Annotated in this window: 26 protein-coding genes; 16 read left to right on the top strand and 10 right to left on the bottom strand. The window is 69.6% G+C overall.

Translation table 11 applies throughout. From position 1 onward, the window contains the following. Positions 1-283 precede the first annotated feature (283 nt). Entirely contained in the window at positions 284-706 is a 423-nt protein-coding gene (gene dtd, locus LX16_RS04400; protein WP_147137010.1) for a D-aminoacyl-tRNA deacylase, read from the bottom strand. 82 nt (positions 707-788) lie between these two features. On the opposite strand from dtd, the gene LX16_RS04395 reads away from it, so the two are divergent. The 3 genes from LX16_RS04395 to LX16_RS04385 are packed head-to-tail and all read left to right on the top strand — an operon-like array spanning position 789 to position 2,083. Further along, a complete protein-coding gene (locus LX16_RS04395; protein WP_147133469.1) occupies positions 789-1,136 on the top strand; it encodes a DUF3099 domain-containing protein in 348 nt (115 codons plus the stop codon). A gap of 60 nt (positions 1,137-1,196) precedes the next feature. Then, on the top strand, positions 1,197-1,451 hold the full coding sequence (locus LX16_RS04390) for a DUF3039 domain-containing protein (RefSeq protein ID WP_147133466.1): 255 nt from the start codon (positions 1,197-1,199) through the stop codon (positions 1,449-1,451). Positions 1,452-1,462: 11 nt separating this feature from the next. Beyond that, the gene (locus LX16_RS04385; RefSeq protein WP_147133463.1) at positions 1,463-2,083 is read left to right on the top strand and encodes a trimeric intracellular cation channel family protein; all 621 of its coding nucleotides are present in this window, start codon (positions 1,463-1,465) and stop codon (positions 2,081-2,083) included. Positions 2,084-2,089: 6 nt separating this feature from the next. Here the strand turns inward: LX16_RS04385 and LX16_RS04380 are convergent, their stop codons facing one another. From LX16_RS04380 to LX16_RS04370, 3 genes are read right to left on the bottom strand one after another with little or no spacing between them, the layout of a single operon-like run. Beyond that, positions 2,090-2,770 (bottom strand): maleylpyruvate isomerase family mycothiol-dependent enzyme, encoded by a 681-nt coding sequence (locus LX16_RS04380; protein ID WP_147133460.1) that lies wholly within the window; start codon positions 2,768-2,770, stop codon positions 2,090-2,092. A 52-nt stretch (positions 2,771-2,822) separates the two neighbouring features. Beyond that, positions 2,823-3,770 (bottom strand): M56 family metallopeptidase, encoded by a 948-nt coding sequence (locus LX16_RS04375; protein WP_211354279.1) that lies wholly within the window; start codon positions 3,768-3,770, stop codon positions 2,823-2,825. Positions 3,771-3,775: 5 nt separating this feature from the next. Then, positions 3,776-4,150: a BlaI/MecI/CopY family transcriptional regulator gene (locus tag LX16_RS04370; protein ID WP_147133456.1), complete on the bottom strand. Its 375-nt coding sequence runs from the start codon at positions 4,148-4,150 to the stop codon at positions 3,776-3,778. Positions 4,151-4,433: 283 nt separating this feature from the next. Here LX16_RS04370 and LX16_RS04365 point away from each other — a divergent pair, with 283 nt between their 5' ends. Together LX16_RS04365 and LX16_RS04360 are read left to right on the top strand one after the other, a co-directional pair. Further along, complete coding sequence (locus tag LX16_RS04365) at positions 4,434-5,402, top strand: sigma-70 family RNA polymerase sigma factor (RefSeq protein ID WP_147133453.1); 969 nt, start codon at positions 4,434-4,436, stop codon at positions 5,400-5,402. A 194-nt stretch (positions 5,403-5,596) separates the two neighbouring features. Beyond that, the gene (locus LX16_RS04360) at positions 5,597-6,283 is read left to right on the top strand and encodes an iron-dependent transcriptional repressor DtxR (RefSeq protein ID WP_147133450.1); all 687 of its coding nucleotides are present in this window, start codon (positions 5,597-5,599) and stop codon (positions 6,281-6,283) included. Between the two features lie 226 nt (positions 6,284-6,509). On the opposite strand, the gene LX16_RS04355 is transcribed toward LX16_RS04360, so the two are convergent. From LX16_RS04355 to LX16_RS04345, 3 genes are all read right to left on the bottom strand, one after another. After that, positions 6,510-7,112 carry a hypothetical protein gene (locus LX16_RS04355; protein ID WP_147133448.1) on the bottom strand — a complete coding sequence of 201 codons (603 nt, stop codon included), beginning with the start codon at positions 7,110-7,112 and terminating at the stop codon, positions 6,510-6,512. 282 nt (positions 7,113-7,394) lie between these two features. Further along, complete coding sequence (locus LX16_RS04350) at positions 7,395-8,222, bottom strand: sulfurtransferase (RefSeq protein WP_211354278.1); 828 nt, start codon at positions 8,220-8,222, stop codon at positions 7,395-7,397. A gap of 37 nt (positions 8,223-8,259) precedes the next feature. Continuing rightward, the gene (locus LX16_RS04345) at positions 8,260-8,688 is read right to left on the bottom strand and encodes a cytidine/deoxycytidylate deaminase family protein (RefSeq protein ID WP_170283841.1); all 429 of its coding nucleotides are present in this window, start codon (positions 8,686-8,688) and stop codon (positions 8,260-8,262) included. Positions 8,689-8,752: 64 nt separating this feature from the next. Between LX16_RS04345 and LX16_RS04340 the strand changes: the two genes are divergently transcribed. From LX16_RS04340 to LX16_RS04310, 8 genes are all read left to right on the top strand, one after another. Then, on the top strand, positions 8,753-8,989 hold the full coding sequence (locus LX16_RS04340) for a hypothetical protein (RefSeq protein WP_147133442.1): 237 nt from the start codon (positions 8,753-8,755) through the stop codon (positions 8,987-8,989). Between the two features lie 154 nt (positions 8,990-9,143). Then, the gene (locus tag LX16_RS04335; RefSeq protein ID WP_147133439.1) at positions 9,144-10,517 is read left to right on the top strand and encodes a hypothetical protein; all 1,374 of its coding nucleotides are present in this window, start codon (positions 9,144-9,146) and stop codon (positions 10,515-10,517) included. Continuing rightward, a complete protein-coding gene (locus LX16_RS04330; protein ID WP_147133436.1) occupies positions 10,514-11,476 on the top strand; it encodes a glutamate ABC transporter substrate-binding protein in 963 nt (320 codons plus the stop codon). Before LX16_RS04335 ends, LX16_RS04330 begins: the two co-directional genes overlap by 4 nt. Positions 11,477-11,479: 3 nt before the next feature. Continuing rightward, complete coding sequence (locus LX16_RS26455; RefSeq protein ID WP_158645474.1) at positions 11,480-12,619, top strand: FUSC family protein; 1,140 nt, start codon at positions 11,480-11,482, stop codon at positions 12,617-12,619. After that, positions 12,616-14,916, top strand: coding sequence for a serine/threonine-protein kinase (locus tag LX16_RS04325; RefSeq protein ID WP_158645473.1), 2,301 nt, complete (start codon positions 12,616-12,618; stop codon positions 14,914-14,916). The genes LX16_RS26455 and LX16_RS04325 overlap by 4 nt, the downstream gene beginning before the upstream one ends. Next, the gene (locus LX16_RS04320) at positions 14,913-15,923 is read left to right on the top strand and encodes a protein phosphatase 2C domain-containing protein (protein WP_147133430.1); all 1,011 of its coding nucleotides are present in this window, start codon (positions 14,913-14,915) and stop codon (positions 15,921-15,923) included. Before LX16_RS04325 ends, LX16_RS04320 begins: the two co-directional genes overlap by 4 nt. After that, a complete protein-coding gene (locus LX16_RS04315) occupies positions 15,920-17,227 on the top strand; it encodes a VWA domain-containing protein (RefSeq protein WP_158645472.1) in 1,308 nt (435 codons plus the stop codon). Before LX16_RS04320 ends, LX16_RS04315 begins: the two co-directional genes overlap by 4 nt. After that, the gene (locus LX16_RS04310; protein WP_147133424.1) at positions 17,224-17,952 is read left to right on the top strand and encodes an FHA domain-containing protein; all 729 of its coding nucleotides are present in this window, start codon (positions 17,224-17,226) and stop codon (positions 17,950-17,952) included. The genes LX16_RS04315 and LX16_RS04310 overlap by 4 nt, the downstream gene beginning before the upstream one ends. Here the strand turns inward: LX16_RS04310 and LX16_RS28160 are convergent. Continuing rightward, positions 17,846-18,292 (bottom strand): VOC family protein, encoded by a 447-nt coding sequence (locus tag LX16_RS28160; protein WP_211354277.1) that lies wholly within the window; start codon positions 18,290-18,292, stop codon positions 17,846-17,848. The genes LX16_RS04310 and LX16_RS28160 overlap by 107 nt on opposite strands. On the opposite strand from LX16_RS28160, the gene LX16_RS27855 reads away from it, so the two are divergent. Further along, on the top strand, positions 18,258-18,386 hold the full coding sequence (locus LX16_RS27855) for a hypothetical protein (RefSeq protein ID WP_280176791.1): 129 nt from the start codon (positions 18,258-18,260) through the stop codon (positions 18,384-18,386). The genes LX16_RS28160 and LX16_RS27855 overlap by 35 nt on opposite strands. Before the next feature lie 30 nt (positions 18,387-18,416). Next, positions 18,417-18,890 (top strand): VOC family protein, encoded by a 474-nt coding sequence (locus tag LX16_RS04300; protein ID WP_147133421.1) that lies wholly within the window; start codon positions 18,417-18,419, stop codon positions 18,888-18,890. Positions 18,891-19,095: 205 nt separating this feature from the next. On the opposite strand, the gene LX16_RS04295 is transcribed toward LX16_RS04300, so the two are convergent. Both LX16_RS04295 and nrdR read right to left on the bottom strand, forming a co-directional pair. Continuing rightward, positions 19,096-23,157, bottom strand: coding sequence for a vitamin B12-dependent ribonucleotide reductase (locus LX16_RS04295; RefSeq protein ID WP_147133417.1), 4,062 nt, complete (start codon positions 23,155-23,157; stop codon positions 19,096-19,098). A 115-nt stretch (positions 23,158-23,272) separates the two neighbouring features. Beyond that, positions 23,273-23,752 (bottom strand): transcriptional regulator NrdR, encoded by a 480-nt coding sequence (nrdR, locus tag LX16_RS04290; RefSeq protein WP_147133414.1) that lies wholly within the window; start codon positions 23,750-23,752, stop codon positions 23,273-23,275. Positions 23,753-24,168: 416 nt separating this feature from the next. Between nrdR and lexA the strand changes: the two genes are divergently transcribed. After that, positions 24,169-24,849 (top strand): transcriptional repressor LexA, encoded by a 681-nt coding sequence (gene lexA, locus LX16_RS04285; protein WP_244615673.1) that lies wholly within the window; start codon positions 24,169-24,171, stop codon positions 24,847-24,849.

Raw genomic sequence — 24,849 nt, 5'->3', positions numbered from 1 at the left:
CCTGTCCCTTCTTCGAAATCCCTGCGCCGCAACGAACGCGCATCGCCGTCGACGACGGCGCCTCCGAGGACGACCGCGCCGCGCCGGTCCTCGGAGGTCGTCTCCACACCTGCCGCCTCCGACCGCGCGTCGCCCGGTCGGGGCCTCGCGGCGGCGTCGAAGGCGGTGCCGTGGAAGACCGGTGCGCACCACACCGGTACGCCGCGTCTTCCTCCGCCTTGCGAATGCGCTCGACCGGATCGCCGCCCGCCGTGGACGAGGCGCGAAGACGGCCTCCGAGATTTTACCGCTCCAGCAGGATGGTCCTCGGTCCGACGTTGACACTGGAGACCAGCATCATGGCACCGAACCGTCCCGTCTGGACCTCGGCGCCCGAGGACCGCAGCGCGGCGACGACTTCGTCGACCAGCGGCTCGGCGACCGGCCCGGGCGCGGCCGCACCCCAACTGGGACGCCGCCCCTTCCGGGTGTCCCCGTACAGCGTGAACTGGCTCACCACCAGTATCGGCGCCCCCACGTCGGAGGCCGACCGGTCACCGTCGAGGATCCGCAACTCCCAGATCTTCCGCGCCATCGCCCGCGAGTCGTCGACCGTGTCGTCGTGCGTCACCCCCACCAGCACCAACAGACCGTCCTCGATCCCTCCCACCACCTCGTCGTCGACCGTCACCGTCGCCCGGCTCACCGTCTGCACCACCGCTCGCATGACGTTCATGGTGCCCTGGCGTCGTTCGGTGGCGACGCCGCCCTGCCTACCGATCCGGTCGCGGAGGTGACAGGCTTGAGGCATGGCTCATTCGCAGGAAAAGCCCGCGTTGATCACCGACGCACAGCCGAGCCCCGCCGCGCAGTTGCGGTCCCGGCAGGTCCGTTACATCGTGATGATGGGCATCCGCGCCCTCCTACTGGTCGTGGCGACGGTACTGGTGATGTCGGAGGTGCCGATGCTGTGGTTGTGGCTGTTGGTGTGCGCCGTCGGCATGGTCCTGCTTCCGTGGATGGCCGTACTCATCGCCAACGACCGTCCCGCCAAGCGGGACCGCCGACTGTTCCGGCGGCACCACAGACCAGCCGAGACCGCCGATCCGGCGCTGGAATCGCGAAAACCACCACGTGTCATCGACGTGGACTCATGATCCCGCCGGGATCGTGACAAACTGGGACCGTAGGCCAGACGACGACAGGGCTGACAAACGATGACTGAGACCTTTCAGGGTGACGGCGGCACGATCCTCCAGGAGCGCACCGAATCGGACTACCGCTACGACGAGGGTGACGAGGAGAAGTTCGCGCACTACGTCCCCAAGGACAAGCTGATGGACTCCATGGTCTCCGGCGTGCCGATCCGGGCGCTGTGCGGGAAGCTGTGGGTTCCCACGCGCGACCCGGAGCGCTTCCCGCTGTGCCCCACCTGCAAGGAGATCTACGAGACCATGAAGGGCGAGGACTGACCCTCACCGACATGGGGGAGGATCTGCTGCTCCTGGTGCTGGGCCTGGCCGGCACCATCGTGTTCGCCGCCTCCGGTGCCGCCGCCGCGGTCGCCAAGCGGCTCGACCTGTTCGGTGTGATAGTCGTCGGCGGCGTCACCGCGCTCGGCGGCGGCGTGCTGCGGGACGTGGCGATCAACGCCGGTCCCCCGCTGGTGTTCACCGACTGGCGTTACCCGACGGTCGCCGCGGTGACGTCCGCGGTGATCTTCTGGGTCCACGCGCAGGTGTTCAAGTTGCGGCGGACCATGCTCGTGCTGGACGCCGCCGGACTCGCCCTGTTCACGGCGGTGGGCACCACCGCCGGCCTGGAGGCCGGGTTCCCCGCCGTGGGCGCGTGCACCATCGGCATGATCACCGCGATCGGCGGCGGCGTGGTCCGCGACGTCCTCACCAACGAGATCCCCGTCGTGCTGCAACGCGAGATATACGCGGTCGCCTCCCTCTCCGGGGCGATCGTCATCACCGTGGGGGTCCAACTGCTGCACCTGTCCCCGCTGTGGCCGTCGCTGAGCGCGGCCGTCCTGGTGTTCGGCCTGCGGGTGCTGTCGTTCCACCGGAACTGGTCGGCCCCCGTCCCCCGGGTGCGCTGACGCCGGTCAGGCGAAGACGACGAGGTTCTGGCGGAGCCGTTCGGGAAGCATGCCCTCGGCCAACCGTCCCGACGCCGCCTCGATCAGGTCGACGTCCGACAGTTCGGCGGTCTCCCCGACCGCAGCCACCTCGAAGCGGTCGCCAAGCCTCTCCACCGACACCCCGCGGTCGGCCTCCCGCAACGCGTCCACCGCGAACCGCGCCCGCCACTCGCGCCGCTCCTGCTCCTCCTCGTCGGGGACGGGGGCGTCGACGTCGTCGGCGTGGATGGCCGATTCGGTGGCGAAGTACCAGGTCTGACGGCCCAGCGGGTAGGAACCGGCGTGGGTGTCGATGCGGGAGTCCGCTCCCCGCCGCCGCAGCTCGGCGTGGTTGCGCGCGGTCGCCTCCCGCCACCGGTTCAACAGGTCGGGCGTGGGCACGTCGATGACCTGCGCGACCTTGAACTCGTTGAAGTCCTGGTACGGCATCGGCGTGCCGGACTCGCGGGCGAACTCGGCGACCCGGTCGTCGAGCCCGGCGCGGACGTAGTCCTCGATGCCGACCAGGTGGGCCAGTATCGCGCGACGGTCCCATCCGGGACACCTGCTCGGTTCCGACCACCCGGCGTCGTCGAGCCCGGTGAAGAACCGTTCCAGCCGGGCCGTCTCCGTGTCGAGCGCGTCGAAAGGATCGTCGATCACCATCAGCCCACCTTAGGCCCGGACCGGCACCGGACGGCCGGATTCACCGAACCGGTCACCACACCGGGAGCATCACCGACGGGGGCAGCATCACCAGGGTGGCGGCCATCAGGTACGCGGTCGCCCGCCAGCGCGGCGACCGCGGCGGCGGATCCAGCAGTCGCCGGACCCTCAACAACACACCGGCACCCGTGATCGCCAGGGCCCCGTCGGGGGTGGCCGCACCGGCCGACCCGCCGATCCGGGCGAGCGCGGAGGCCAGGGCGGCGGGGTCTGCGGTGGTGGCGGCCCGGTCGTCGGCCACCAGCTCCAGCAGCATCGCCACGCTCACCCGGGCCCGCCGGACACCCGGGAACCACGGGAACGCCGTCACCCATGCGAGGAACGGCATCGCCACCAGGTCGTGCCGTTCGGTCAGGTGGGCGTGCTCGTGCGCCAGGACGGCGGAGAGTTCGGTGTCGTCGAGTTGGGCGAGGGCACCGGTCGTGAACACCACGCGCGGGGCACCGCGTACCGCACGGCCGGGCAGGCAGTAGACGGCCGCGACCGGGTGGTCGAGGACGTGTCCGTGGCCGGGCCGAGACGCGGGCCACGGCCGTGACACCAGACCCACCAGGTCGCGGTGGCGGTGCCGGGCCTGCCAGGTGCGCCAGATCGTCATGGGCAGCACCCCGGCCAGCCGCGCCGACATCGCCAGGGCGAACAGGAAGAGCACGAAGTGCGCGACCCCCAGACCTCCCGTCGGGTCACCGGCGAACAGGTTGCCGGCGAACGCACCCGCCGCGATCAGCGGTGACGGGTGCAGTGGCGCGAGGGCGAGGCTCATCGCCGCGGCGAGTACCGCCACCCCTCCGGCGAGCCCGATCGCCTGCCACAGGATCAGCGCGGCGCGGGGCTCCCTACTGGGCCACCGCGCGCGTTCCAGCATCGCCGGTACCGGCCCCAACAGGGCGAATGCGACGGCGGACGTCACCAGCAGGATGGTCAGGGTGTGCAGGTGCACCTGTGTCAGCCACCTTCCGCGCGGCGCCTACGCATCGCCTCGTCGAGCGCGCCGGCCAGTGCCGCCGCCTCCTCGGGGGTCACGGCGTCGGCGAACCGGGCCAACGCCGCGTCGGTGTTGGAGGCGCTGTCGAGCGCCTGCCGCATCAAGCTTGCCACGTGGACGTCACGGGCGTCGGTGGGACGGTAGCGGTGTGCGCGGGCGCTGCGGTCCCGCGTCACCAGCCCCTTGTTCTCCAGTCGTGACAGCACGGTGAGGATGGTGGTCGCGGCCAGGTCGCGATCCGACAGCGCATCTCTCACGTCACGTGCCGTCATCGACGAATCCGACGCCCACAGTACGTCCATGATGGCGTGTTCGAGTTCTCCAAGCCGGGCCACGTTGTGGTCGCTCCTTATGATCGTCGTCGTTGCGGTGTTCCGGAGCGCGAGGCGCCCGGCGGATCCCGTCCGGGCGACGCCCGACCGGTCCGCACCGAGAATTCTACCGCGCGTAGAACTGTGGTCAATTGCTGATATACCGCCGGATTCGGACAAATTGTCTCCCGGGTTTGTGCCACCTCCCACGCCACTTCACCGGCGCTTAACACCCCACCGGCCATGCTGGAGACGGCGACGCGCACGGGGCGCGAAGCCGTGAACCACTCCCTGGAAGGCGAGAAACGTGGCGACCACGCTGATCGACAACAACACCGACGCCGCCCGGCACGAGGGCGGCGTGACGGCAGATCCCATCCGGGCGTACCTCAACGGGATCGGCAAGCACCGACTCATCACCGCGGCCGAAGAGGTGAACCTGGCGAAGGCGATCGAAGCGGGACTGTTCGCCGAGGTGCGGCTCACCGACCCCACCCGACCGGTTCACGACGAACGGCTCCGCCGCGACCTCGAGATCGTCGGCAGGGAGGGTCGCCGCGCCAAGGACCAGCTCCTGAAGGCGAACCTGCGCCTCGTGGTCAGCATCGCCAAACGGTACACGGGCCGTGGCGTCTCGCTGCTCGACCTGATCCAGGAGGGGAACCTGGGTCTGATCCGCGCGGTCGAGAAGTTCGACTACACCAAGGGCTTCAAGTTCTCCACCTACGCCACCTGGTGGATCCGCCAGGCCATCACCCGCGCCATGGCCGACCAGGCACGCACCATCCGCATCCCCGCCCACACGGTCGAGCAGATCAACAAGATGACCCGGGTCCGGCGTGAACTGATGGTCAGCCTCGGACGCGAACCCCGCCACGACGAGATCGCCGCCGAACTGGGCGTCGAACCGTTCCGAGTTCTGGAACTCATGTCGTACGACACCGAACCCGTCAGCCTGGACCAGCCGGTCGGCGACGACCGCAACACCCCGCTCTCCGACATCCTCCGCTGCCCCGAGGACGAGCAGCCGGGCGAGACCACCTCCTACGTGATGCTGCGCCGCGAGGTCAACGACGTCCTGACGTCGCTGTCGGCCCGTGAGCAGGGCGTCCTGCGGCTCCGTTTCGGCATCGACGACGGCCGCCAGCGCACCCTGGAGGAGGTCGGCAAGGCGTTCGGGCTCTCCCGCGAACGCGTCCGCCAGATCGAGAAGCTCACCCTGCACAAGCTCCGCCACCTCGCCGAGGCCGACCGGCTCGCCGAATACGCCTGCTGACCCACCCCTAGCGCGAAACGCCCACGCCCCCCGCCCGGCCCCGACGACGCGGCCGGCGGTGCGGGCCGTCGGAAGCGTCACACCTGGCAGGTAACATCGGAGAGGCCGACCGAGAGCCACGACACCGTCCGGAATCTTTCCGTCGGCGCCGATGTTCACTCCATCGACAGCATTGAGCGCAAAGGACTCCAGGCGTGACAACCGATCTTGTGGACACCACCGAGATGTACCTGCGGACCATCCTCGAACTCGAAGAGGAGGGCGTCGCACCGCTGCGTGCCCGGATCGCCGAACGGCTCAGCCAGAGCGGCCCCACCGTCAGCCAGACCGTCGCGCGCATGCAACGTGACGGGCTGCTCAACGTCCTGGGCGACCGCCATCTGGAACTGACCGCCGACGGCCGCGCGCGCGCCGTCAGCGTCATGCGCAAGCACCGGTTGGCGGAGCTGCTGCTGGTCGACGTGATCGGCATGTCGTACGAGGACGCCCACGACGAGGCGTGCCGGTGGGAACACGTCATGAGCGACGCCGTCGAACAGAAGGTGTTCGCCCTACTGAAGCAGCCCACCCACTCGCCCTACGGCAACCCGATCCCCGGCCTGGAGGCGCTGGGCGCCACCGCCGCCGCGGGCACCCCCGACCCCTCCGAACGCCACCTGGCGACCGACGGGCTGCCCGCCACGGTGCGGGTCACCCGGTTGTGCGAGAGCGTCCAGACCGACGCCAACGTGCTCCACGAGCTGCACCAGGCCGGCGTCAACCCCGGAGCCGTCGTCACGGTCGAACACCAGGGCGATCAGGTCATGCTGACGCACGACTCCCACAGCACGAAGCTGTCGTTGCAGGACGCGAGCCGGGTGTTCGTCATACCGGCTGCGTAAGAGGCCGTCTTCGGTCCCGCTGTCCCGCTGCGCGTCGCCCGGTCGGCGCCTCGCGGCGTTGTCGAAGGCTCCTGCGTACCACACCGGTACGCACGGACCTTCTAAAGCATTGCCTCCTCCGCCTTGCGATCCACTCGACCGGACCGCTTCCGCTCGCCACGAACAAGGTTCAAAGACAGCCTCTGAGAGCCGCGCCGGGTGACCCGCCAGGGCGCCCGGCGCGATCTCACTCCTCCTCGGCCGCCGCCGCCAGCTCGTCCACCTGGCGCACGACCTCCACCAGCGCCGCCACGGTCGCCTCCGCCGCCTCGGCCTCGGTGTCGAGCGCGGTCGTGTACCGCAGGCTGTACATGTGCCCGTCCGTCAGCCACCCGATCTCCACGACCGGTCCGCCTCCGGGCACCGCCTCGCGCACGACGCTGTAGGCGGCCTTGCCCAACTCATCCACGTCCTGGCTGTCCTCGGGCGGGATCTCGGCACGGTAGGTGTCGGCGTCGGTGGCGGTCTTTGCCTTGGTGAGCGTGACGTCGGGGAACGACCCGGCGGTGGTCTGCACCACGCAACTGGTCACCTCGCCCTCGCCGCCGGCCACCGCGACGCTGAACGTCTCACCCGTCGCCTGCGACAGCGACGCGAAGTCGAGGTACGCGCAGATGCCGCCGGCGTCGGCGGCCTCACCGACCGGCGCGGACTCCTCCTGCACCGCCGACCCGTCGGGGTCGGGCGGCGCGGCGTCCGCCTGGTCGTCCGGCGGAGTACAACCGCTCAACAGCATGGCCGCGGCGGTTCCACCGGCCACCACGAGGCCGGCCCAACTGACACCACGCATAGTCCTCGTTCCTCCGGATCGGTTACGCCGCACAACCTACCGGGCGCGGCCGATCACGTGTCGATGGCCCGGCAAGCCGCAGTCGTCCCACGCGGCCGTTCCGCGTTGGTGCCTCACCGGGTGCCACCCGTCGTGCCGGGCGTCGCGTCGCCGCAGACGTGGTCCTCCCACACCGCCGAACCTGAAGCCGGCCTGAATAGCCCGTTGACACCGTTCCACCCGTTTTGCGACACTTCGTCCCGTCGGGGTGGTTTGCCCCCGGTCGGGGTGGGGCGCGGGGTGTTACTCGTCGCCCGTGGCCACCGGCCGGTGCAGGTCGCTGGTCCAGTCGCTCCAGGAGCCGATGTACACCGCCGGTGTCGGCAACCCGACGGACGTCATCGCCAAGGCGGTACGGGCCGCCGTGACACCGGAACCGCAGTACAACCCGGCCTCGGCCGTGTCGATGCCGTCGAACACCTCGGCCAACTCCGCCGGTGGCCGGAAGCCACGGCCGCGGTCCGCCATGATGCGGTCCGCCGGAAGGCTGTGAGCCCCGGGCACGTGGCCCGCCACCGGGTCGATGGGTTCCACCTCTCCCCGGTACCGCTCGGCCGCGCGCACGTCGTACAGTCCGCCCCGGCGGGCCAGGTCGGCCGCCTCACCCGCGTCCAACACCGGCAACGCGCCGGGACGCACGGTGACGTCGCCCGGCTCGGGCGCCGGCACCTCGGTCGTCGTGGGGACACCGGCCGCCACCGCCGCCGGGTACCCGCCCGTCAACACCTGGACGTTCGCCAGACCCGCCCACCGCAGCGTCCACCAGGTACGGGCCGCCGACATGTACGACCCGTCGTCGTAGACCACGACCGCGGTGTCGTCGTCGACACCGGCGCGGCGCAGTACCCCCTGCAGCGCCGCCGGGTCCGGAAGTGGATGCCTGCCACCGGAGCCGTCCGGGGAGTGCGGCCCACAGACGTCGGAGTCCAGGTCGAGGAACACCGCGCCCACCAGGTGGCCCGCCCGGTAGGCGTCCACGTCCGCGCCCTCGGCGAGACTCCACCTCACGTCCAACAGGACCCGCTTCGCCGCCACCGAATCCACCAGTTGCGCCACCGTCACCATCGCCATGGTCGCCATTGTCCGCCTCGCCGTGGTGCGGCGGCGCTCAGCCCCGCAGATGCGCGTTGACGGCGGCGGCGGCCTCGGCGAACTCCGGCAGCCACACCACCTCCACGCCCGCCTCCCGGAGCCGCGCCGCGCCGCGGGGCACCACGAACAACTCCGGTTCGGCCAAGGCGTACACCACTCTGGACACACCCGCCGCCAGGATCAGATCGGTACAGGTTCGGGGGCGTGACGCCCGCTGCCCGCACGGTTCCATCGAGCTGTACACGGTCGCGCCCGGCGGTGGCGCGGGCACGTCCCGCAACGCGACCTCCTCGGCGTGGTCGGCCGGGGTGTCACGCCGCGAGTAGCCCTGCGAGACCACCCGGTCGTCGGCGACGACCACCGCGCCGACGCTGAACGCCGTCGCCGAGGGCGGACAGCGACCGGCCAGCTCCACGGCCAGTCCCAGCCAACGTTCGTCGTCCATGAGTCCCCCGATCCGCGCGGCTTCGGCCCACCGATGCTACTGCGCCGCCGGTACGATCCGTCTCATGCACTCACCGTGGCCACCCGGTACCACCATCCTGATCAGACACGGCAGGTTCGGCACCGCCGGGTGGGTGCTGCGCCGCCACCGGAAGGACTCCCGGCCGTTCGGCGACGCATACACCGGTAACCGTCCGCCCGCCGACTGGTCCGAACCGGCGTCGCCGCCCGACGGCTGGGACCATCCACACCGGACTCTCATGTGGACGTCGCCCGGTTACACCCCCGCCGTAGCCGGATGAGCGTGGACGCCTCCCGCAAGCCGCCGCGACCCGATCCACTTCGGGGCGAACCGGATCGCCCACGAAGCCGCCATATCGGCCCAATCGGGGCAACCTTCCCCATTGACCAGCGGGGTTACCATGGCATTCGGAATCGACGATATGGAGGTGGCAGGTGACAGCCGTGCCCACGAGCGCCGCCCCGGCGACCCACCCGCCTTCCACGACACCCGCAATCCCACAGCAGCGCCCCGAACCTCCCGCGAAGGCACCACGACCGCGCCGTTCCACCCGCAGCACCCCGGTCCGGCTCACCGCGACACTCGCCGTGGTCCTGGTACTCGTCGTCACCGCCGGAGTCACCGCGTTCTTCGACTCGCTCGACCGCGCCACCGTCATCGACGAGGCGTCCGGCCAGCGGGGAAGGATGGCGATCGCCGCGTTCGAGATGTACCGGGCGCTGTCCGACGCGGACTCGGCGGCCACCTCGGCGTTCCTGCCGGGACAGTTCGCCAGTACCGAACTCGCCGACGACTACGAGACCGGCATCAGCCGCGCCAGCACCGCCATCACCACGCTGGCGGACGAGTCGACCACCCTGGAGCAGGCCACCATCGTGGCCGAACTGTCGGCCGGCCTGCCCACCTACACCGGTCTCATCGAGACCGCCCGCGCCTACCACCGGCAGGGCCTCCCGCTCGGGCTCGCCTACCTGCGCAGCGCCTCCGCGCTGGTCCAGGAGGACATGCTGCCCAAGATCGACCGGTTGCAGACCCACGCCATGGCCGACCTGGGCGACGCCAAGGGAAGTGCCGCGGGTTTCCCGTGGCTGGCCGTCCCCGCGTGCCTTCTCGCGCTGCTCGCGCTCGGCCGTGGACAGTTCGACCTCAGCCGCACCACCAAGCGGCTCGTCAACCCCGGCGCGGCCGCCGCCACCCTCGCCGTCCTGGTGCTCACCGGTTGGCTGCTCGTGTCGTGGAACGTCGCCGCCGGTCACATCAACGCGGGGCACACGGCGGGAACCCAACCCCTGGAGGCGTTGTCGAACGCCCACATCGACGTGCAGCAGGCCCGCAGCAACGAGGCGCTGACCCTCATCGCGCAGGGCGCCAACACCGACTACGAGGCCGAGTTCCGCACCATCATGACCGAACTGATCGGTGAGGACGGTGAGTCCGGGGTCCTCAACGAGGCGTTGCGACGCTTCGACGATCCACAGTTGAACGCCTACATCGGCGACGCCGTCGACGCCGCCCGGGACTGGAACACCGCCCACGTCGCGTTGCGTGAACTCGACGACGGCGGCGACTACGCCGGCGCGGTCGCGTCCGCCGTCGACACCGACGACGGCGCCGCCCGGATCGCCTTCGACGCCCTCGACACCGCGTTGACCGCGGCCAATGAACTGGCCGCCGAGAAGTTCACCACGGAGACCGACGCCGCCGCCTCCGCCCTGGACCTGACCGGTGTCGGGTTCACGGTGCTGACGGCCGCGGCCATGATCGCCGTCTCCATCGGAATGCAGCGACGGATCTCGGAGTATCGATGAAAACCACCACCGTCACCCGGACGATCCGCCTGGCGATCACCACCGTGGTGGTCGCGGTGCTGGCCGGCTGCGCCGCTGCGGACCCGCGCCACACCGTGGAACCGCCCGACATCGACTTCCTGCCTCAGGGCGTCACCGACCCGGCCGAGATCCCCGAGGCCACGACCGTCGACGACTCCTGTGACCCGCTGGCGAGCTTCCGTCCCAGCGACGACACCGACAGTCCCGAGATCCAGCACATCCTCGCCCGGGGCCGGCTCATCGTCGGCGTCGACCAGACGTCCTACCTGCTCGGCTACCGCGATCCGCTGACCGGTGAGATGGACGGCTTCGACATCCGCATCGCGCGGGAGATCGCCTTCGACCTGTTCGGCGACCGCGACGCCATCCAGTTCAAGGCGATGAGTTCCGCCGAACGCGAACCGGCGCTGGAGGACGAGGACGTCGACCTGGTGGTCCGCACCATGACGATCAACTGCGCCCGGTGGAAGAACGTCGCGTTCTCCACCGAGTACTACCGTGCCGGGCAGAAGGTCCTGGTCCCCGTCACCGCCTCCGACGACCCGGCGGACCTGGCGGGGCAGAAGGTGTGCTCCGCCGAGGGCAGCACGTCCCTGCTGCGCATCGAGCAGGAACTGGGGGCGATACCGGTCTCGGTGCGCGACTGGTCGGACTGCATGATCCTCGTCCAGCAGGGATACGTCGCCGGGATGTCCACCGACGACGTCATCCTGGCGGGCATGGCCGCCCAGGACCCGAACACCAAGGTGATCGGTGAACGCATCTCCGAGGAGCCGTACGGCGTCGCCGCGAACCTCGAACACACCGGACTGGTCGCGTTCGTCAACGCCACCCTCGACCGCATCCGCGACGACGGCACCTGGGAGGAGATCTACGCCGGAACCCTCGGTCCCATTCTGGGCGAGGCCACCCCACCCGACCCGCAGTACCGGGACTGACCCATGACCGGTCCCCACGAGCGAGCCCGCGAACTCGTGCGGCGGTGCGAGCGTATCGCCGTCGATCTGTACGCGCTCAACGACCACCCCGGCCTTCGATGGGCGGACCGGCGACCGGTGACCGGCCACACCGCCGAGACGCTGGCCGGTGTCCGGCGACGCGTGGACTCGGCGTGGATCGGCTTCGACGCGCTCCGGCGCCACTGCGACACGACGTGGAACACCGTCACCGCCGATCCCCAGGAGACCGACCCCGAACCCGTCGCCGCCCTCCTGGACGACCCGGTCCGGGTGGAGGCCGCCGCCGGGACCCGCGACCTTCCGCCCGCCGACCTGGCCACCGAACTCGAAGACGCCGTCCGGGAACTCGTACCCGAATGCGACCGGATCGACCTGCGCTGCGGACGGGTGGCCGACCGGATCGACCGGCTCACCTCCGACATGGCCGCCGTCGAGGAGCGGGCCGGCCGGTACGACCTGACGAACGACCCGGACCTGGCCGCGCTGCGGTCCTCGCTGCGGCCCGCCCTGGACGCGGCACTCGAGGACCCGCTCGCCCCCCATCCCGAGCTCGACCCGCTCGCCGAACGACTCGCCCGTGTCACCGCCACGCTGTCCGAACTGGACGAACTCCGCACCACCCTCCCCGACCGGCTCCGGCACATCCGCGACGCCGTCGACGCGCTCACCGAAGCGGAACGACGCGCCCTCGAGACCTGCACACTCGCGGTGGCCAAGATCGGCAACCCCGCACCCCGCCGGCTGCGGCCCGTCGCGGCGGAACTGGCCGGCCGCGTACCGGACACCGAACGACTCGCCGCGGAACACCGCTGGCACGAACTCAGACCACGGCTCCACCGGATCGAGACCGAGATCTCCGAGGCGCACGCGCGCAGCAGGGCGCGCGAAGTCGCCGCCCGGGCGCTGCTCGACCGCCGCGCCGAACTCCGCGGCCGATTCGCCGCCTACGCCCGCAAGGGCGCGCGGATCGGAGTCATCGAGACCGAACCCGTCGCGGAGGCGATGCAGCAGGCCCGCGCACTGCTGCAGAGCACGCCCTGCGACCTGCCGGCGGCGACCCGCGCGCTCAACCGGTTCCAGCAGGCCGTCACGGCCACCGCCGCCAAGGAGGGCACCCGATGAACCAGAACTGCGCCCAACCGGGCTGCTCCGGCGCCTACGGTGGCGACGGGTACTGCGAGGAGTGCGGGAGCCGCCGCCCCGGCACCGGCCCGGTCGCCAGCTTCTCGGCGCCCCCCGCCAACGTCTCGGTCCCGGTGTCGGCCGCCCCGGTGTCGGCCACCCCCGTCAGCTCTCCCACCGGTCCGGTGAGCGCCCCGGTGTCACGCCCCACTCGCGCCACCGGTACCCAGCCGTTCACCGGTACCACCCGGACCCGGCTCGGCGGCGGCATGAAGGACCTCCCGCCGGTCCCCATCCGCAACCCCTCCGAGGCGGTTCTCCGCGACCCGCAGGTCCCGGAGAACAAACGCCACTGCGGCAAGTGCGGCAAACCCGTCGGCCGGCGCGGCCCGCAGGGGCAGCCCGGCCGGCTGCAGGGCTTCTGCCCCCACTGCCGCAACCGCTTCTCGTTCGTACCGAGCCTGCAACCGGGCGACACCGTCGCGCAGCGCTACGAGATCCTCGGTGCGATGGCGCACGGCGGCCTCGGCTGGATCTACCTCGCCCGTGACCGCAACGTCGGCGACGACGTCGCCGAGAAATGGGTCGTCCTCAAAGGACTCATCGACACCAGCGACCCCGACGCCATCGACTCGGCCATCGCGGAACGACGCTTCCTGGCCGCACTCGACCACCCCAACATCGTCCAGATCTACGACTTCGTCCGCCACCCCGACCCCCGGACGAACGAACCACTCAACTACATCGTCATGGAGTACGTGCCCGGCCGGTCACTCCGAGACCTGCGCCGCACCTCCACCGACGAGGCCGGACAACCCGCCCCACTGCCACTGTCACAGGTCCTCACCTACGCACAGGAGATCCTGCCCGCCCTCGGATACCTCCACCAACAGGGACTCCTGTACTGCGACTTCAAACCCGACAACGTCATCCACGTCGAATCCTGGCTCAAACTCATCGACCTGGGAGCCGTCCGCCGCCTCGACGACAACGAATCCGCCGTGTTCGGCACACCCGGATACGCCGTCAGCGACGACGAGATCATCAACCACGGCCCCTCCATCGGATCCGACCTATACACCGTCGCCCGGTCCATGGCCGTCCTCGCGTTCGAGTTCCACGGCTTCAGCACCGAATTCCGCAACCACCTGCCCAGCCCCCGGAACGAACCCCTCCTCGCCCGCTTCGACTCCTTCCACCGCTTCCTGCTGCGCGCCACCCACCCCGACCCCGCGCAACGCTTCGCGACCGCCGAGGAGATGCGCGAACAACTCATCGGGGTCCGGCAGGAGGTCCTCTCCGTCGAATCCGGCCACCCACAGGGCACCACCTCCGCACTGTTCACCCCCGAGCAACGCAGCTTCGCCGTACCCGACAACAAGACCGGCGCCTTCACACCCGTCTCCGGCCACGACGTCGCACACGCACTGCCCATCCCCCTCGCCGACGGCGACGACCCCTCCGCCGGATACCTCGCCACCCTCGCCGCCACCGACCCGCTCGAAATCCTCCACGAACTCAAGAACGCCCCCGCCGAATCCCCCGAGGTCCGGCTACGCCGCGTCCGCACCAACCTCGCCTACGGCAACCTCAAAGCCGCCGCCATCAACCTCGACCAGTACGCCGCCACCCCCGAAGGCGCCGCCGACTGGCGCATCACCTGGTGGCGCGGCGTCACCGCCCTACTGTCACAACAACCCCGCGAAGCCCGCAGGGCCTTCGACGCCCTCTACAGCCACCTACCCGGCGAGATCGCACCCACCCTCGGCCTCGCCGCCGCCTGCGAACTCGACGGCGACGTCACCGCCGCCCTGGGCATCTACTCCAGGATCTGGCAGACCGACCGCCGCTACATCAGCGCCGCCTTCGGCCAGGCCCGCCTCCTCGCCGCCAACGGCCACGCCCAAGCCGCCGTCACCGTGCTCGACTCCGTACCACCCACCTCCAACCACTACACCACCGCGCAACTCGCCGCCGTCGCGCTACGCCTACCCCCACAGACAGTCCAGGGCATCGGACCACTACGCGACGCCGCCACCCGCATCGAACGACTCGACCTGCCCACCGACCGCCACCACGCCTTCGCCGCACGCATCCTGCTCGCCTGCCTGCACACCGTCACCGCCACCGGGCCACAGACCGGCCCACCCGTACTATCCAGTGCACTCGACGAACGATCCCTGCGACTCGGACTGGAACACACCTACCGGGAACTGGCCCGCACCAGCCCCGCCCGCGCCGACCGGATCAGATTCATCGACCACGCCAACGACATCCGACCCTGGACGGTGACATGACGAACCCCACGGCACCACTGCACTGCCCCGTCTGCGCCGAGGCCGCCGACCCCAGCCACCGGATCTGCGAGGCCTGCGGCGCCGACCTCCACACGCCACCGTCCCACCGCGGCCACTGGCTGTCCTCCGCCGCACCCCCCACCCCCTGCACCGACTGCGGCCACCCCGAATTCGACCCCCACGGCTACTGCCGGCAATGCGGCGCCCGACAGACCCGCACCAGCGACCGCGTCGAACTCGACATGGCCACCATCGGCGCCGCCACCGACTACGGCAAACGCCACCACTACAACCAGGACGCCCTCGCCATCGGACGCCACCACGGCACCACCGTCGCCGTCGTCTGCGACGGCGTCTCCTCCTCCACCTTCGGTGAACTCGCCGCACTCGCCGCCGCCGAAGCCGGCATCGCCGAAACCCTCGACGCACTCACCAACGGCCACGACACCGGCAACGCCGCCCACCGAGGCGTCACCGCCGCCGCACACGCCGCCGCCCAGGCCGGCACCGCGCACCCCGACAACCCTCCCAGCTGCACCTTCGTATCCGCCGTCGTCGACACCGACCACATCCAACTCACCTGGGTCGGCGACAGCCGCGCATACTGGATCCAAGACGGCCACGCCACCTGCCTCACCGTCGACGACTCCACCATCGGCCGACTCGCCGCCATGAACGTCCCCGCCGACGACGAGCGCTACCACTCCCCCTACGCCGCCGCCCTCCTGGCCTGGCTCGGCGCCGACGCGCCACCACTGGAACCCAACATGCGGGCCATCGCCCCCACCGGCCCCGGCACCCTCGTCGTCTGCAGCGACGGCCTCTCCGGCTACTTCGACACCGACGACCGGCTCGCCACCCTCATCGGCACCGCGCCACCGGTCAAAGCCGCCGCCGAACTCACCGAATGGGCCAGAGAACAAGGCGGCCGCGACAACATCAGCGTCATCGTCGCCCAGTTCCCACCCGAACCGGCAACCGCCCCGACCCAGGAGACACCGGCTTGACACCGCCCACCGGATTCAGCATCGACGTCGACCACAACGAATACCTCGCCGAAGGCGACACCGTCGTGGACGCCGTCGTCACGGTCACCTGCCACACCGACCCCGAGCCCACCGGCACCACCGCCGGCGGGCTCGCACAGGTGATCATGATCGACTGCTCCGGCTCCATGACGGGCTCCCGAATCGCCGAGGCCAAACGCGCCACCCGCGCCGTCATCGAATCCCTGCCCGACGGAGTCCGCTTCGCCGTCGTCGCGGGCGCCACCCTCGGCACCATGGCATACCCCGCCACGTACACCACCGCCGTCGCCGGACCACAGACCCGCGCGGAGGCCTCCCGCGCCGTCAACCGGCTCACCGCCGGAGGCGGCACCGCCATGGGCACCTGGCTGCGCACCGCCCACCGGCTACTCGCCGACGCCCCCACCGAGGTCAAACACGCCCTACTCCTCACCGACGGCTTCAACCAACACGAATCCCTCGACACCCTCACCGAGACCCTCGACGCCTGCCAGGGCACCTTCGTGTGCGACGCCTGCGGAATCGGAAAGGACTGGCACGGCAGCGAGATCCGCCTCATCGCCGACCGCATGCTCGGCGAAGCCTCCGGACTCCCCGAGGAATCCGACTGGAAGGCCGGATTCGCGCGCATCACCCAAGCCGCCATGCGCAAGACCATCGGCGACCTCACCCTCCGGATCTTCACCCCCGCCCGCAACGAGATCCGCTTCATCAAACAGATGAACCCCAGCATCGTCGACCTCACCGACCGGCGACGCGAACACGACGCCAAGACCGGCGACTACCCCACCGGCGCCTGGGGAACCGAGACCCGCGAATTCCACATCCAGGTCGCCGTCCCACCGATCCGCCCCCACGACGACCGCCTCGCCGCCCGGATCAGCGTCCTCGCCGGAACCACCGAACTCGCCCGCGACATGATCACCGCACGGTGGACCGGAGACACCATGCTCTCCACCCGGCTCAACCCCAAGGTCGCCCACTACACCGGACAGGCCGAACTCGCCGACAGGATCCAGGAGGGCGTCGCCGCCGCCAAAGCCGGCGACACCGACACCGCCACCCTGCACCTCGGCGAAGCACTACGACTCGCCGACCAGGCCGGCAACGAACACACCGCCAAACTCCTCGGCCGACTCGTCCACGTCGACCCCGACACCGGCACCGCACGCATCAACTCCCACGCCCGCAGCGTCGACCTGGAGATGGCCGACGTCGCATCCGTCAAGACCGTGACCGTGCGACGCGACCGACGAACCGAAGACCCCGGAGGCGACCGGTGAACCGCTGCCCCAACGACCACCCCGCCCCACCCGGCCTCGACTACTGCGAGGAGTGCGGCGCCCGAATCACCACCGGCGACAGCCCCGCGCCACCACCCACACCACCACCGCCACCACCGACCTGGACCTGCCGCACCTCCGACTGCGACACCACCCAACCCCACAGCCGGTTCTGCGAAGCCTGCGGCGAACCCAACCCCCACCACCCCGACTTCGCCGACACCGGCGACACCCCACCCGACACCACCGCGCCCCCCGACGACGACACCCCCACCGCCGAGACCGCACACCACGCCAAACCCCCCACCGAACCCGTCACACCACGCCGCTGGACCCTCCACGCCACCGCCGACAACGACTACTTCCGGCGCGTCATCGCGGGAAACGGCCCCGACAGCGGCGGCATCACCTTCCCCGCCCTGTACCCCGACCGCCAGTTCGACCTCACGAAGGAACACAACTTCATCGGCCGCCGCAGCCGAAGCCGCGGCATCGAACCCGACGTGGACCTCTCCGGCGCACCCGAGGACCCCGGCATCTCACACGCCCACGCCGTCATCGTCGCCACCGGCGACACACCCGCGATCGTCGACCTCGGATCCGCCAACGGCACCTACGTCAACGGCGCCGCCGATCCAGTACCAGCCAACACCCCGGTCCCGCTGACCGAGAACGACACCGTCCACATCGGCGCCTGGACGAGACTGACGCTGCGCGCCGCCTGAACTCAATGCCCCGACGACACGCAGAACCGGTTGCCCTCCGGATCCGCCAACACCGTCCAGGCGAAACCGTTCGGCAACACGTGCTCCCGCAGCAACGACGCCCCGACGACACCAGGCGCGCCACCTCGGCCTCCCGGTCGTCCGCGACCAGATCCACGTGCACCGGACCGGCGCCACCCCGCTCCCCGCGCTGGAAGCCCAGACTCAACCCGCCCGCCCGCACGAAGACGAAATCGCCCAGATCCCGGGTCACCTCCCCCTCCAGAGCGGCCACCCACCAACCTGACAACCCCTGCGGATCCGGCGTGTCGAAAGTGATGTTCGCAATGCGCAACGACATGCCGGGCACCCTACCCGCCGAGGCCGACAACCCGGCGCCACGCGCCACGCGCCTCGCGAACACCACCCACACCGGCCACCGTTCGCTACCGTGACCCCGAAGTCACAGTCCGCGAAGGAGAGCCATGCAGAAAATCGTCACCAACCTCTGGTACGACGGCGACGCCGAGACCGCCGCCGCCTACTACACCTCACTGTTCGACGACGGCCGCATCACCGACCGGGAACTGACACCCGAATCGGCACCCGGCGAGACCGGCAGCGTCATGACCGTCACCTTCACACTGGCCGGACAACAGTTCGTCGCCATCAACGGCGGCCCCGAGTTCAGGTTCACACCCGCCATGTCGCTCCAGGTCAACTGCGCCGACCAGGCCGAGGTCGACCGGCTGTGGAACGCCCTGACCGCCGACGGCGGCAGCGAACAACCCTGCGGCTGGCTCACCGACCGCTGGGGCGTCTCCTGGCAGATCGTGCCCACCGCCTACTACGACCTCGTCACCGGAGCCGACCCCGCCGTCGCCGACCGGGTGTTCGCCGCCCTGATGACCATGACCAGGATCGACATCGCCGCCCTGGAGGCCGCCGCCCGAGGCTGACCCGCCGGTGGACGGGGCGGTTCCCTGCCCCGCCACCGGCACACCCGCGACCGGCGGGGACGTCCACACCGAACCCACACCGGCGACGGGACCACCTCGACACCCTCCCCGCGACATGACGAAGGGGACCGGTTCGGTGAACCGATCCCCTTCGCGCCGCACCGGAGAGCCGCGTCCGCGCGTCACATCGCACGCGGCCCCGCCGTCAGCTGCAACCGCTGGTCGAGCCGCAACCCTCGCAGACGTAGCAGCTACCCGCCGGGCGCATCTTCGTTCCGCAGGTCATGCACAACGGCGCGTCGGCGGCCTTGCCCTGCACCCGCTCCAGCAACTCCGTCGAGGAACCCACATCCGCACGAGGCGACTGCTCCACCAGCTTCTCCACGACCTTCTCGATCGGCGCCGAGGAGGCCATCGCCGCGAAGTCCACGTCGTCCTCGTCCGAGTGCACCGACGCCGGATCCTCACCGCGCACCTCCGCGGCCCGCTCGGCGGCCGTCAGGATGCCCAGGTCCGCCCGCGTCTGGAACGGCAGGTAGTCCAACGCCAGACGCCGGAACAGGTAGTCCACCACCGAGGCCGCCATCCGGATGTCCGGGTCGTCGGTCATACCGGCCGGCTCGAACCGCATGTTGGTGAACTTCTCGACGTACTTCTCCAGCGGCACCCCGTACTGCAACGCGATCGAGATCGCCACCGAGAAGGCGTCCATGATCCCGGCGAGGGTCGAACCCTGCTTCGACATCTTGAAGAACACCTCGCCCAGGCCGTTGTCCGGGTAACTGGACGCGGTCAGGTAACCCTCCGCGCCACCCACCGAGAACGACACCGTCTGGCTCGGACGCTTCTTCGGCAGCCGCTTGCGCACCGGCCGGTACTCCACCGTCGTCTCGACCGGCTTCGCCTCGACCGCCGTCTCCGCCTTCACCTCCGGCTTCTTCGCCGCCGACAGCGGCTGACCGACCTTGCAGTTGTCCCGGTAGACCGCCAGCGCCTTCAGGCCCAGCTTCCAGCCCTCGAAGTAGATGTGCTCGAAGTCCTCCACGGTCGCCGTCTCCGGCACGTTCACGGTCTTGGAGATCGCACCGGAGATGAACGGCTGCACCGCCGCCATCATCTTCACGTGCCCCATCGCCGCGATCGATCGTTCACCCATCGCGCAGTCGAACACCGAATAGTGCTCGTGCTTGAGACCGGGCGCGTCCACCACGTGACCGTGCTCGCCGATGTACTCCACGATCGCCTCGACCTGCTCCTCCTGGTATCCCAGGGTCCGCAGCGCCCGCGGCACGGTCTGGTTGACGATCTGCATCGAACCGCCACCGACCAGCTTCTTGAACTTCACCAACGCCAGGTCCGGCTCGATACCGGTGGTGTCACTGTCCATCATGAACGAAATGGTCCCGGTCGGGGCGAGCACACTGGCCTGCGCGTTGCGCCAACCGTTGACCTCGCCGATCCCGTTGCCGGACTTCCATTCCCGGGCCGCCACCGCCAGGATGCCACGCGCCATCGGGCTGCCGGTCTGCACCTGGTCCACCGCGGCGGCGTGCTTGCGCATCACGCGCTGGTGTGCCTCGGCGTTGCGGGCGTAACCGGCGTACGGGCCGACCACACCGGCGATCTCGGCGGAACGCCGGTACGACACGCCGGTCATGACGGCGGTGATCGCCGCGGCGAGCGCCCTGCCGTCCTCGGAGTCGTAGGCCATGCCGCTCGCCATGAGCAGCGCGCCCAGGTTGGCGTATCCGATGCCGAGCTGCCGGTAGTCGCGGGTGGTCTCACCGATCTTCTCGGTGGGGAAGTCCGCGAACGAGATCGAGATCTCCATGGCGGTGATGACGAACTCCACCGCCTTGACGAACTTCTCGGTGTCGAAGGAACCGTCCTCGTTCAGGAACTTCAACAGGTTCAGCGACGCCAGGTTGCACGACGAGTTGTCCAGCGACAGGTACTCGGAGCAGTTCGCCACCACGACACCGGACACGATGTACGAGTGGTTGCGCGGCTCGGTGAGGTTGTAGGTGGTCTCGAACCCGTCCTCACGCATGCGCGTCACGGTGACCGTCTCGTCCTTGCGGTAGACGTCCCGGAAGTCGAGCATCCCGGTGAGCTTGCGCTGCTTGGCCGGCAGGGAGAAGTCGATCAGGGCGCCGAACTCGCGCATGCCACGCCCGGAGACACGCAGGTCGTACATCGGGCCGTCGGACGAGTAGGTCACCTCGGTGCCGTCCTTGCGGACGTGCCGGAACGAGTCGGCCTTGGTACCGGTTTCGTAGATCCGGCCCGCGATCCCCAGCGACGCCAGCAGTTCCTGCACACCCCGCAGCAGCTTCTTCGACCGGCTGGCCAACCCCACGTAGCGGGTGCCGTTGGCGAGTTCCACCGCACAGCCGTCCGCGTCGAACAGGCCCTGGAGGAAGTCGACCACGATCGGTTCGGGCGCCTCGAAGATCGCCTCCGGAACGACCTTGTCGGCGGCCCGGCCGCTCGACACGCCGAGGGCGGCGAGGAAGTCGCGCAGCGCACGCTGCCCGGCGCGGAGCTGGAGGGTGCCGTTGGCCTGCACGCTCGGTTTGGCGGTGTGGCCGGTCAGTCTGGTCAGCAGGTCCTGATGCCTCGGCAGCAGTTCCCGCTGCTCATCCTCGCCGCCGTAGACGGTGACGGCCCGCACGTCGGTGAGGCTGCCGTCGCCGACCAGCCAGCCGAGGTAGTGGGCCAGCTCGGAGGTCCACTTCTCGGGGAGGTCGAGCGCCTGGGCCTTGCCCGTGGCGGCCACCTCGGCAGCGGCCACCGCGTTCGCGGGGAGGCTCCAGTCGGCGAAGGTGCGGGGCGCGTACTCGTACGACCGCACGACCCGGTCGGTGTCGGTGAGGTCCTTGGCGTGGACCCATCCGCGGTTGGACGTCCACAGCCGGTGGTTCGGGGTGCAGCGCAGCTCCGAGCCGTCGGAGAACTCCAGCCTGATGATCGGGTTGGTCCCGGTCACCATGTAGCGGGTGGGATCGGTGGCCAGCACGCGCGGTTGCGGATCGTTCTCGGCGGTGACGTCGTTGGTGTAGACGGCGAACTTCTCACCGGCGGCGGCCCGGGCGACCAGGTCGCCGATCCTGATGAGGCCCTTGTCGGTGACGACGCGCTGGTCGGCGGGGAAGCACGGGTTGCTGGCGGTGATCCTCCCCGTCTCCGGGTTGGTGTGCCAGTCGTTGATGGTGTCGTCGTACTGGATGCCGGGGTCGGCGCACTCCCAGGCGGCCTCGGCCATCTTGCGGAACAGTCGCTTGGCGTCGACCCGTTCGATCTCGCTGCCGTCCAGGCGGGCGCGCAGCGGGAAGTCGGTGCCGTTCTCCAGGGCCGTCATGAACTCGTCGGAGACCCGCACGGAGTTGTTGGCGTTCTGGTACTGGACCGAGACGATGTCCTTGCCGCCGAGGTCCATGTCGAACCCGGCGTCACGGAGCGCCCGGATCTTGTCCTCTTCGCGGGCCTTGGTCTCGATGAACTCCTCGATGTCGGGGTGGTCGACGTCAAGCACGACCATCTTGGCGGCCCGGCGGGTCGCGCCACCGGACTTGATGGTGCCGGCGGAGGCGTCGGCGCCACGCATGAAGGAGACCGGTCCGGAGGCGTTGCCGCCGGAGGACAGCAGTTCCTTGGAGGAGCGGATCTTGGACAGGTTGACGCCGGAGCCGGAGCCGCCCTTGAAGATCAGGCCCTCCTCCTTGTACCAGTCCAGGATGGAGTCCATCGAGTCGTCGACCGACAGGATGAAACACGCGCTGACCTGCTGCGGGGACGGGGTGCCGACGTTGAACCAGACCGGGGAGTTGAAGCTGAAGTACTGGTGCAGCAGCAGCCAGGTCAGCTCCTCCTCGAAGACCCGGGCGTCCTTGCCGGTGGCGAAGTAGCCGTGCTCCTCGCCCGCCTTGCGGTAGGTCTTGACGACGCGGTCGATGAGCTGCTTGAGGCTCCACTCCCGGTTGTCGGTGCCGACCGCGCCCCGGAAGTACTTCGAGGTGACGATGTTGGTGGCGTTGACGCTCCAGAAACCGGGGAACTCCACGCCACGTTGTTCGAAGTTGATCGAGCCGTCGCGCCAGTTGGTCATGACGACGTCGCGGCGTTCCCAGGTCACCTCGTCGTACGGGTGGGTGCCCTCGGTGGTCCAGACGCGTTCCACGACCAGGCCCTTCCTTGCCGGTGCGGAGCCGTTCTTGGACCGCTTGGCGGACTTGCCGCCGACGGCGGTCTCGACTGACTCGCTCATTTCACTCCCTGTGTCCGGGCGCGGTGGGCCGCGCCGTGTGTGGTGGCGGTGTTACCGATGTCGTGTGGGCACGGCGAGGCCGTGTCTCCCCGTCGCTCCCGTGTGTGGTGGCGTCTCAGGTGGTCGCGGCCGCGTGGGCCGCGTCCGCGGTGCCGTTCGCGCGCAGTGCGGCGATCTCGGCGGCGAAGTCCTCCAACGATTCGAAGGAGCGGTAGACGCTGGCGAATCGTAGGTAGGCGACCTCGTCGAGTTCCCGGAGTGGCCCGAGTATCGCCAGTCCCACCTCGTTGCTGGGGATCTCGGCGATGCCGCGGGCGCGTATCTCGTCCTCGACCTGTTTGGCGAGGATGGCGAGCGCGTCGTCGTCGACGGGCCGTCCCTGGCATGCCTTGCGGACGCCTGCGGCGACCTTGGCGCGGCTGAACGGTTCGGTGACGCCGCTGCGTTTCACGACGGCGAGGACGGACTCCTCGACGGTGGTGAAGCGTTTCCCGCATTCCTGGCAGGATCGGCGGCGCCGGATGAGCAGGCCGTCCTCGGCTTCGCGTGAGTCGACGACACGCGAGTCGGGGTGCTTGCAGTATGGGCAGCGCACGGCCGATCATCTCCTTGGTGGCGACTGTCGTCCCGGGATCGGGTTTCGAGACGTTACGTAGTCGAAAGAAACACAATTTCTAGTTGTACCGGTCTAGCTTAACCCCTAGATCTTGTGTAAGTGAACCATATGCCGGTTGACGGCGTGCCGCAAGTGCCGGGGTGTGTCCGATGGTGTTCCCGTCATCTCATCACGCCGGGGAACCCGTCGTTGACCCGCGGTCACCGTGACGGCGACTACGAACACACGAGCGAATTCTACGGCCTTCCGGTGCCTTCGGACGGGCGGACCCGCGTGCCGGGAATCCGACAATCGAACTATTGTTTCACCGAAGGGTCGGAAAATGGTCTATGGTCATTTGCGGCGGCAACACCCGGTTACCAAACCCCGACGGCACGTCGGCACAAGGAGGAAACGTGGCCACCACGCGGGCCCAGTCCCAGGTCCCCCACACCGTCAACGACGAATCCGACGCCTCTGAAGCCGCCCTCTCGGAACGACAGCGCAAGATCCTGGCTTGCATCCGTGAATCGGTCGCCGAGCGAGGATACGCCCCCAGCGTCCGTGAGATCGCGGCGGTGGTGGGTCTCGCTTCGGCGTCCAGTGTGGCGTATCAGTTGAACCAGTTGCAGCGTAAGGGTTTTCTTCGTAAGGACGCGAGGCGTCCGCGGGCCATGGACGTGCGCCAGTTGTCGGCCCCGGAGCCCGATTCGCTCCGCAAGCCGCCGCGTTACGTGCCGGTGCTCGGTGAGATCGCGGCGGGTGTGCCGATCCTCGCCGAGGAGCGCGTGGAGGAGATGTTGCCGTTGCCCGCGGAGTTCGTGGGTGAGGGGAACCTGTTCCTGTTGAAGGTCAAGGGCGATTCGATGATCGAGGCCGCCATCACCGACGGTGACTGGGTGGTTGTCCGGCAGCAGCCGGAGGCGCACAGTGGGGAGATCGTGGCGGCCATGATCGGTGACGAGGCGACGGTGAAGACGTTCAAGCGGCGGGACGACAAGGTCGAGTTGCTTCCGGCGAATCCGTTGTACGACCCGATCCCGGCGGAGAACGCCGAGATCCTGGGTCGTGTGGTCGCGGTCATGCGCCGGATCTGA

Origin of the sequence: Stackebrandtia albiflava (genome assembly GCF_007994225.1) — a bacterium.
Taxonomy (GTDB): Bacteria; Actinomycetota; Actinomycetes; order Mycobacteriales; family Micromonosporaceae; genus Stackebrandtia; species Stackebrandtia albiflava.
Note: the sequence above shows the minus strand (reverse complement) of the source record. Positions and strands in the feature narration are given on the sequence as shown.

Coding starts and splice junctions, on each gene's coding strand:
- LX16_RS04345 (WP_170283841.1), bottom strand. CDS start 8,688: ATGGACGACGAACGTTGGCTGGGACTGGCCGTGGAGCTGGCCGGTCGC.
- LX16_RS04380 (WP_147133460.1), bottom strand. CDS start 2,770: ATGGTGATCGACGATCCTTTCGACGCGCTCGACACGGAGACGGCCCGG.
- LX16_RS04330 (WP_147133436.1), top strand. CDS start 10,514: ATGAAAACCACCACCGTCACCCGGACGATCCGCCTGGCGATCACCACC.
- LX16_RS26455 (WP_158645474.1), top strand. CDS start 11,480: ATGACCGGTCCCCACGAGCGAGCCCGCGAACTCGTGCGGCGGTGCGAG.
- LX16_RS04385 (WP_147133463.1), top strand. CDS start 1,463: ATGGGGGAGGATCTGCTGCTCCTGGTGCTGGGCCTGGCCGGCACCATC.
- LX16_RS04295 (WP_147133417.1), bottom strand. CDS start 23,157: ATGAGCGAGTCAGTCGAGACCGCCGTCGGCGGCAAGTCCGCCAAGCGG.
- LX16_RS04320 (WP_147133430.1), top strand. CDS start 14,913: ATGACGAACCCCACGGCACCACTGCACTGCCCCGTCTGCGCCGAGGCC.
- LX16_RS28160 (WP_211354277.1), bottom strand. CDS start 18,292: ATGTCGTTGCGCATTGCGAACATCACTTTCGACACGCCGGATCCGCAG.
- LX16_RS04340 (WP_147133442.1), top strand. CDS start 8,753: ATGCACTCACCGTGGCCACCCGGTACCACCATCCTGATCAGACACGGC.
- LX16_RS04355 (WP_147133448.1), bottom strand. CDS start 7,112: ATGCGTGGTGTCAGTTGGGCCGGCCTCGTGGTGGCCGGTGGAACCGCC.
- dtd (WP_147137010.1), bottom strand. CDS start 706: ATGCGAGCGGTGGTGCAGACGGTGAGCCGGGCGACGGTGACGGTCGAC.
- LX16_RS04325 (WP_158645473.1), top strand. CDS start 12,616: ATGAACCAGAACTGCGCCCAACCGGGCTGCTCCGGCGCCTACGGTGGC.
- LX16_RS04300 (WP_147133421.1), top strand. CDS start 18,417: ATGCAGAAAATCGTCACCAACCTCTGGTACGACGGCGACGCCGAGACC.
- LX16_RS04390 (WP_147133466.1), top strand. CDS start 1,197: ATGACTGAGACCTTTCAGGGTGACGGCGGCACGATCCTCCAGGAGCGC.
- LX16_RS04350 (WP_211354278.1), bottom strand. CDS start 8,222: ATGGCGATGGTGACGGTGGCGCAACTGGTGGATTCGGTGGCGGCGAAG.
- LX16_RS04395 (WP_147133469.1), top strand. CDS start 789: ATGGCTCATTCGCAGGAAAAGCCCGCGTTGATCACCGACGCACAGCCG.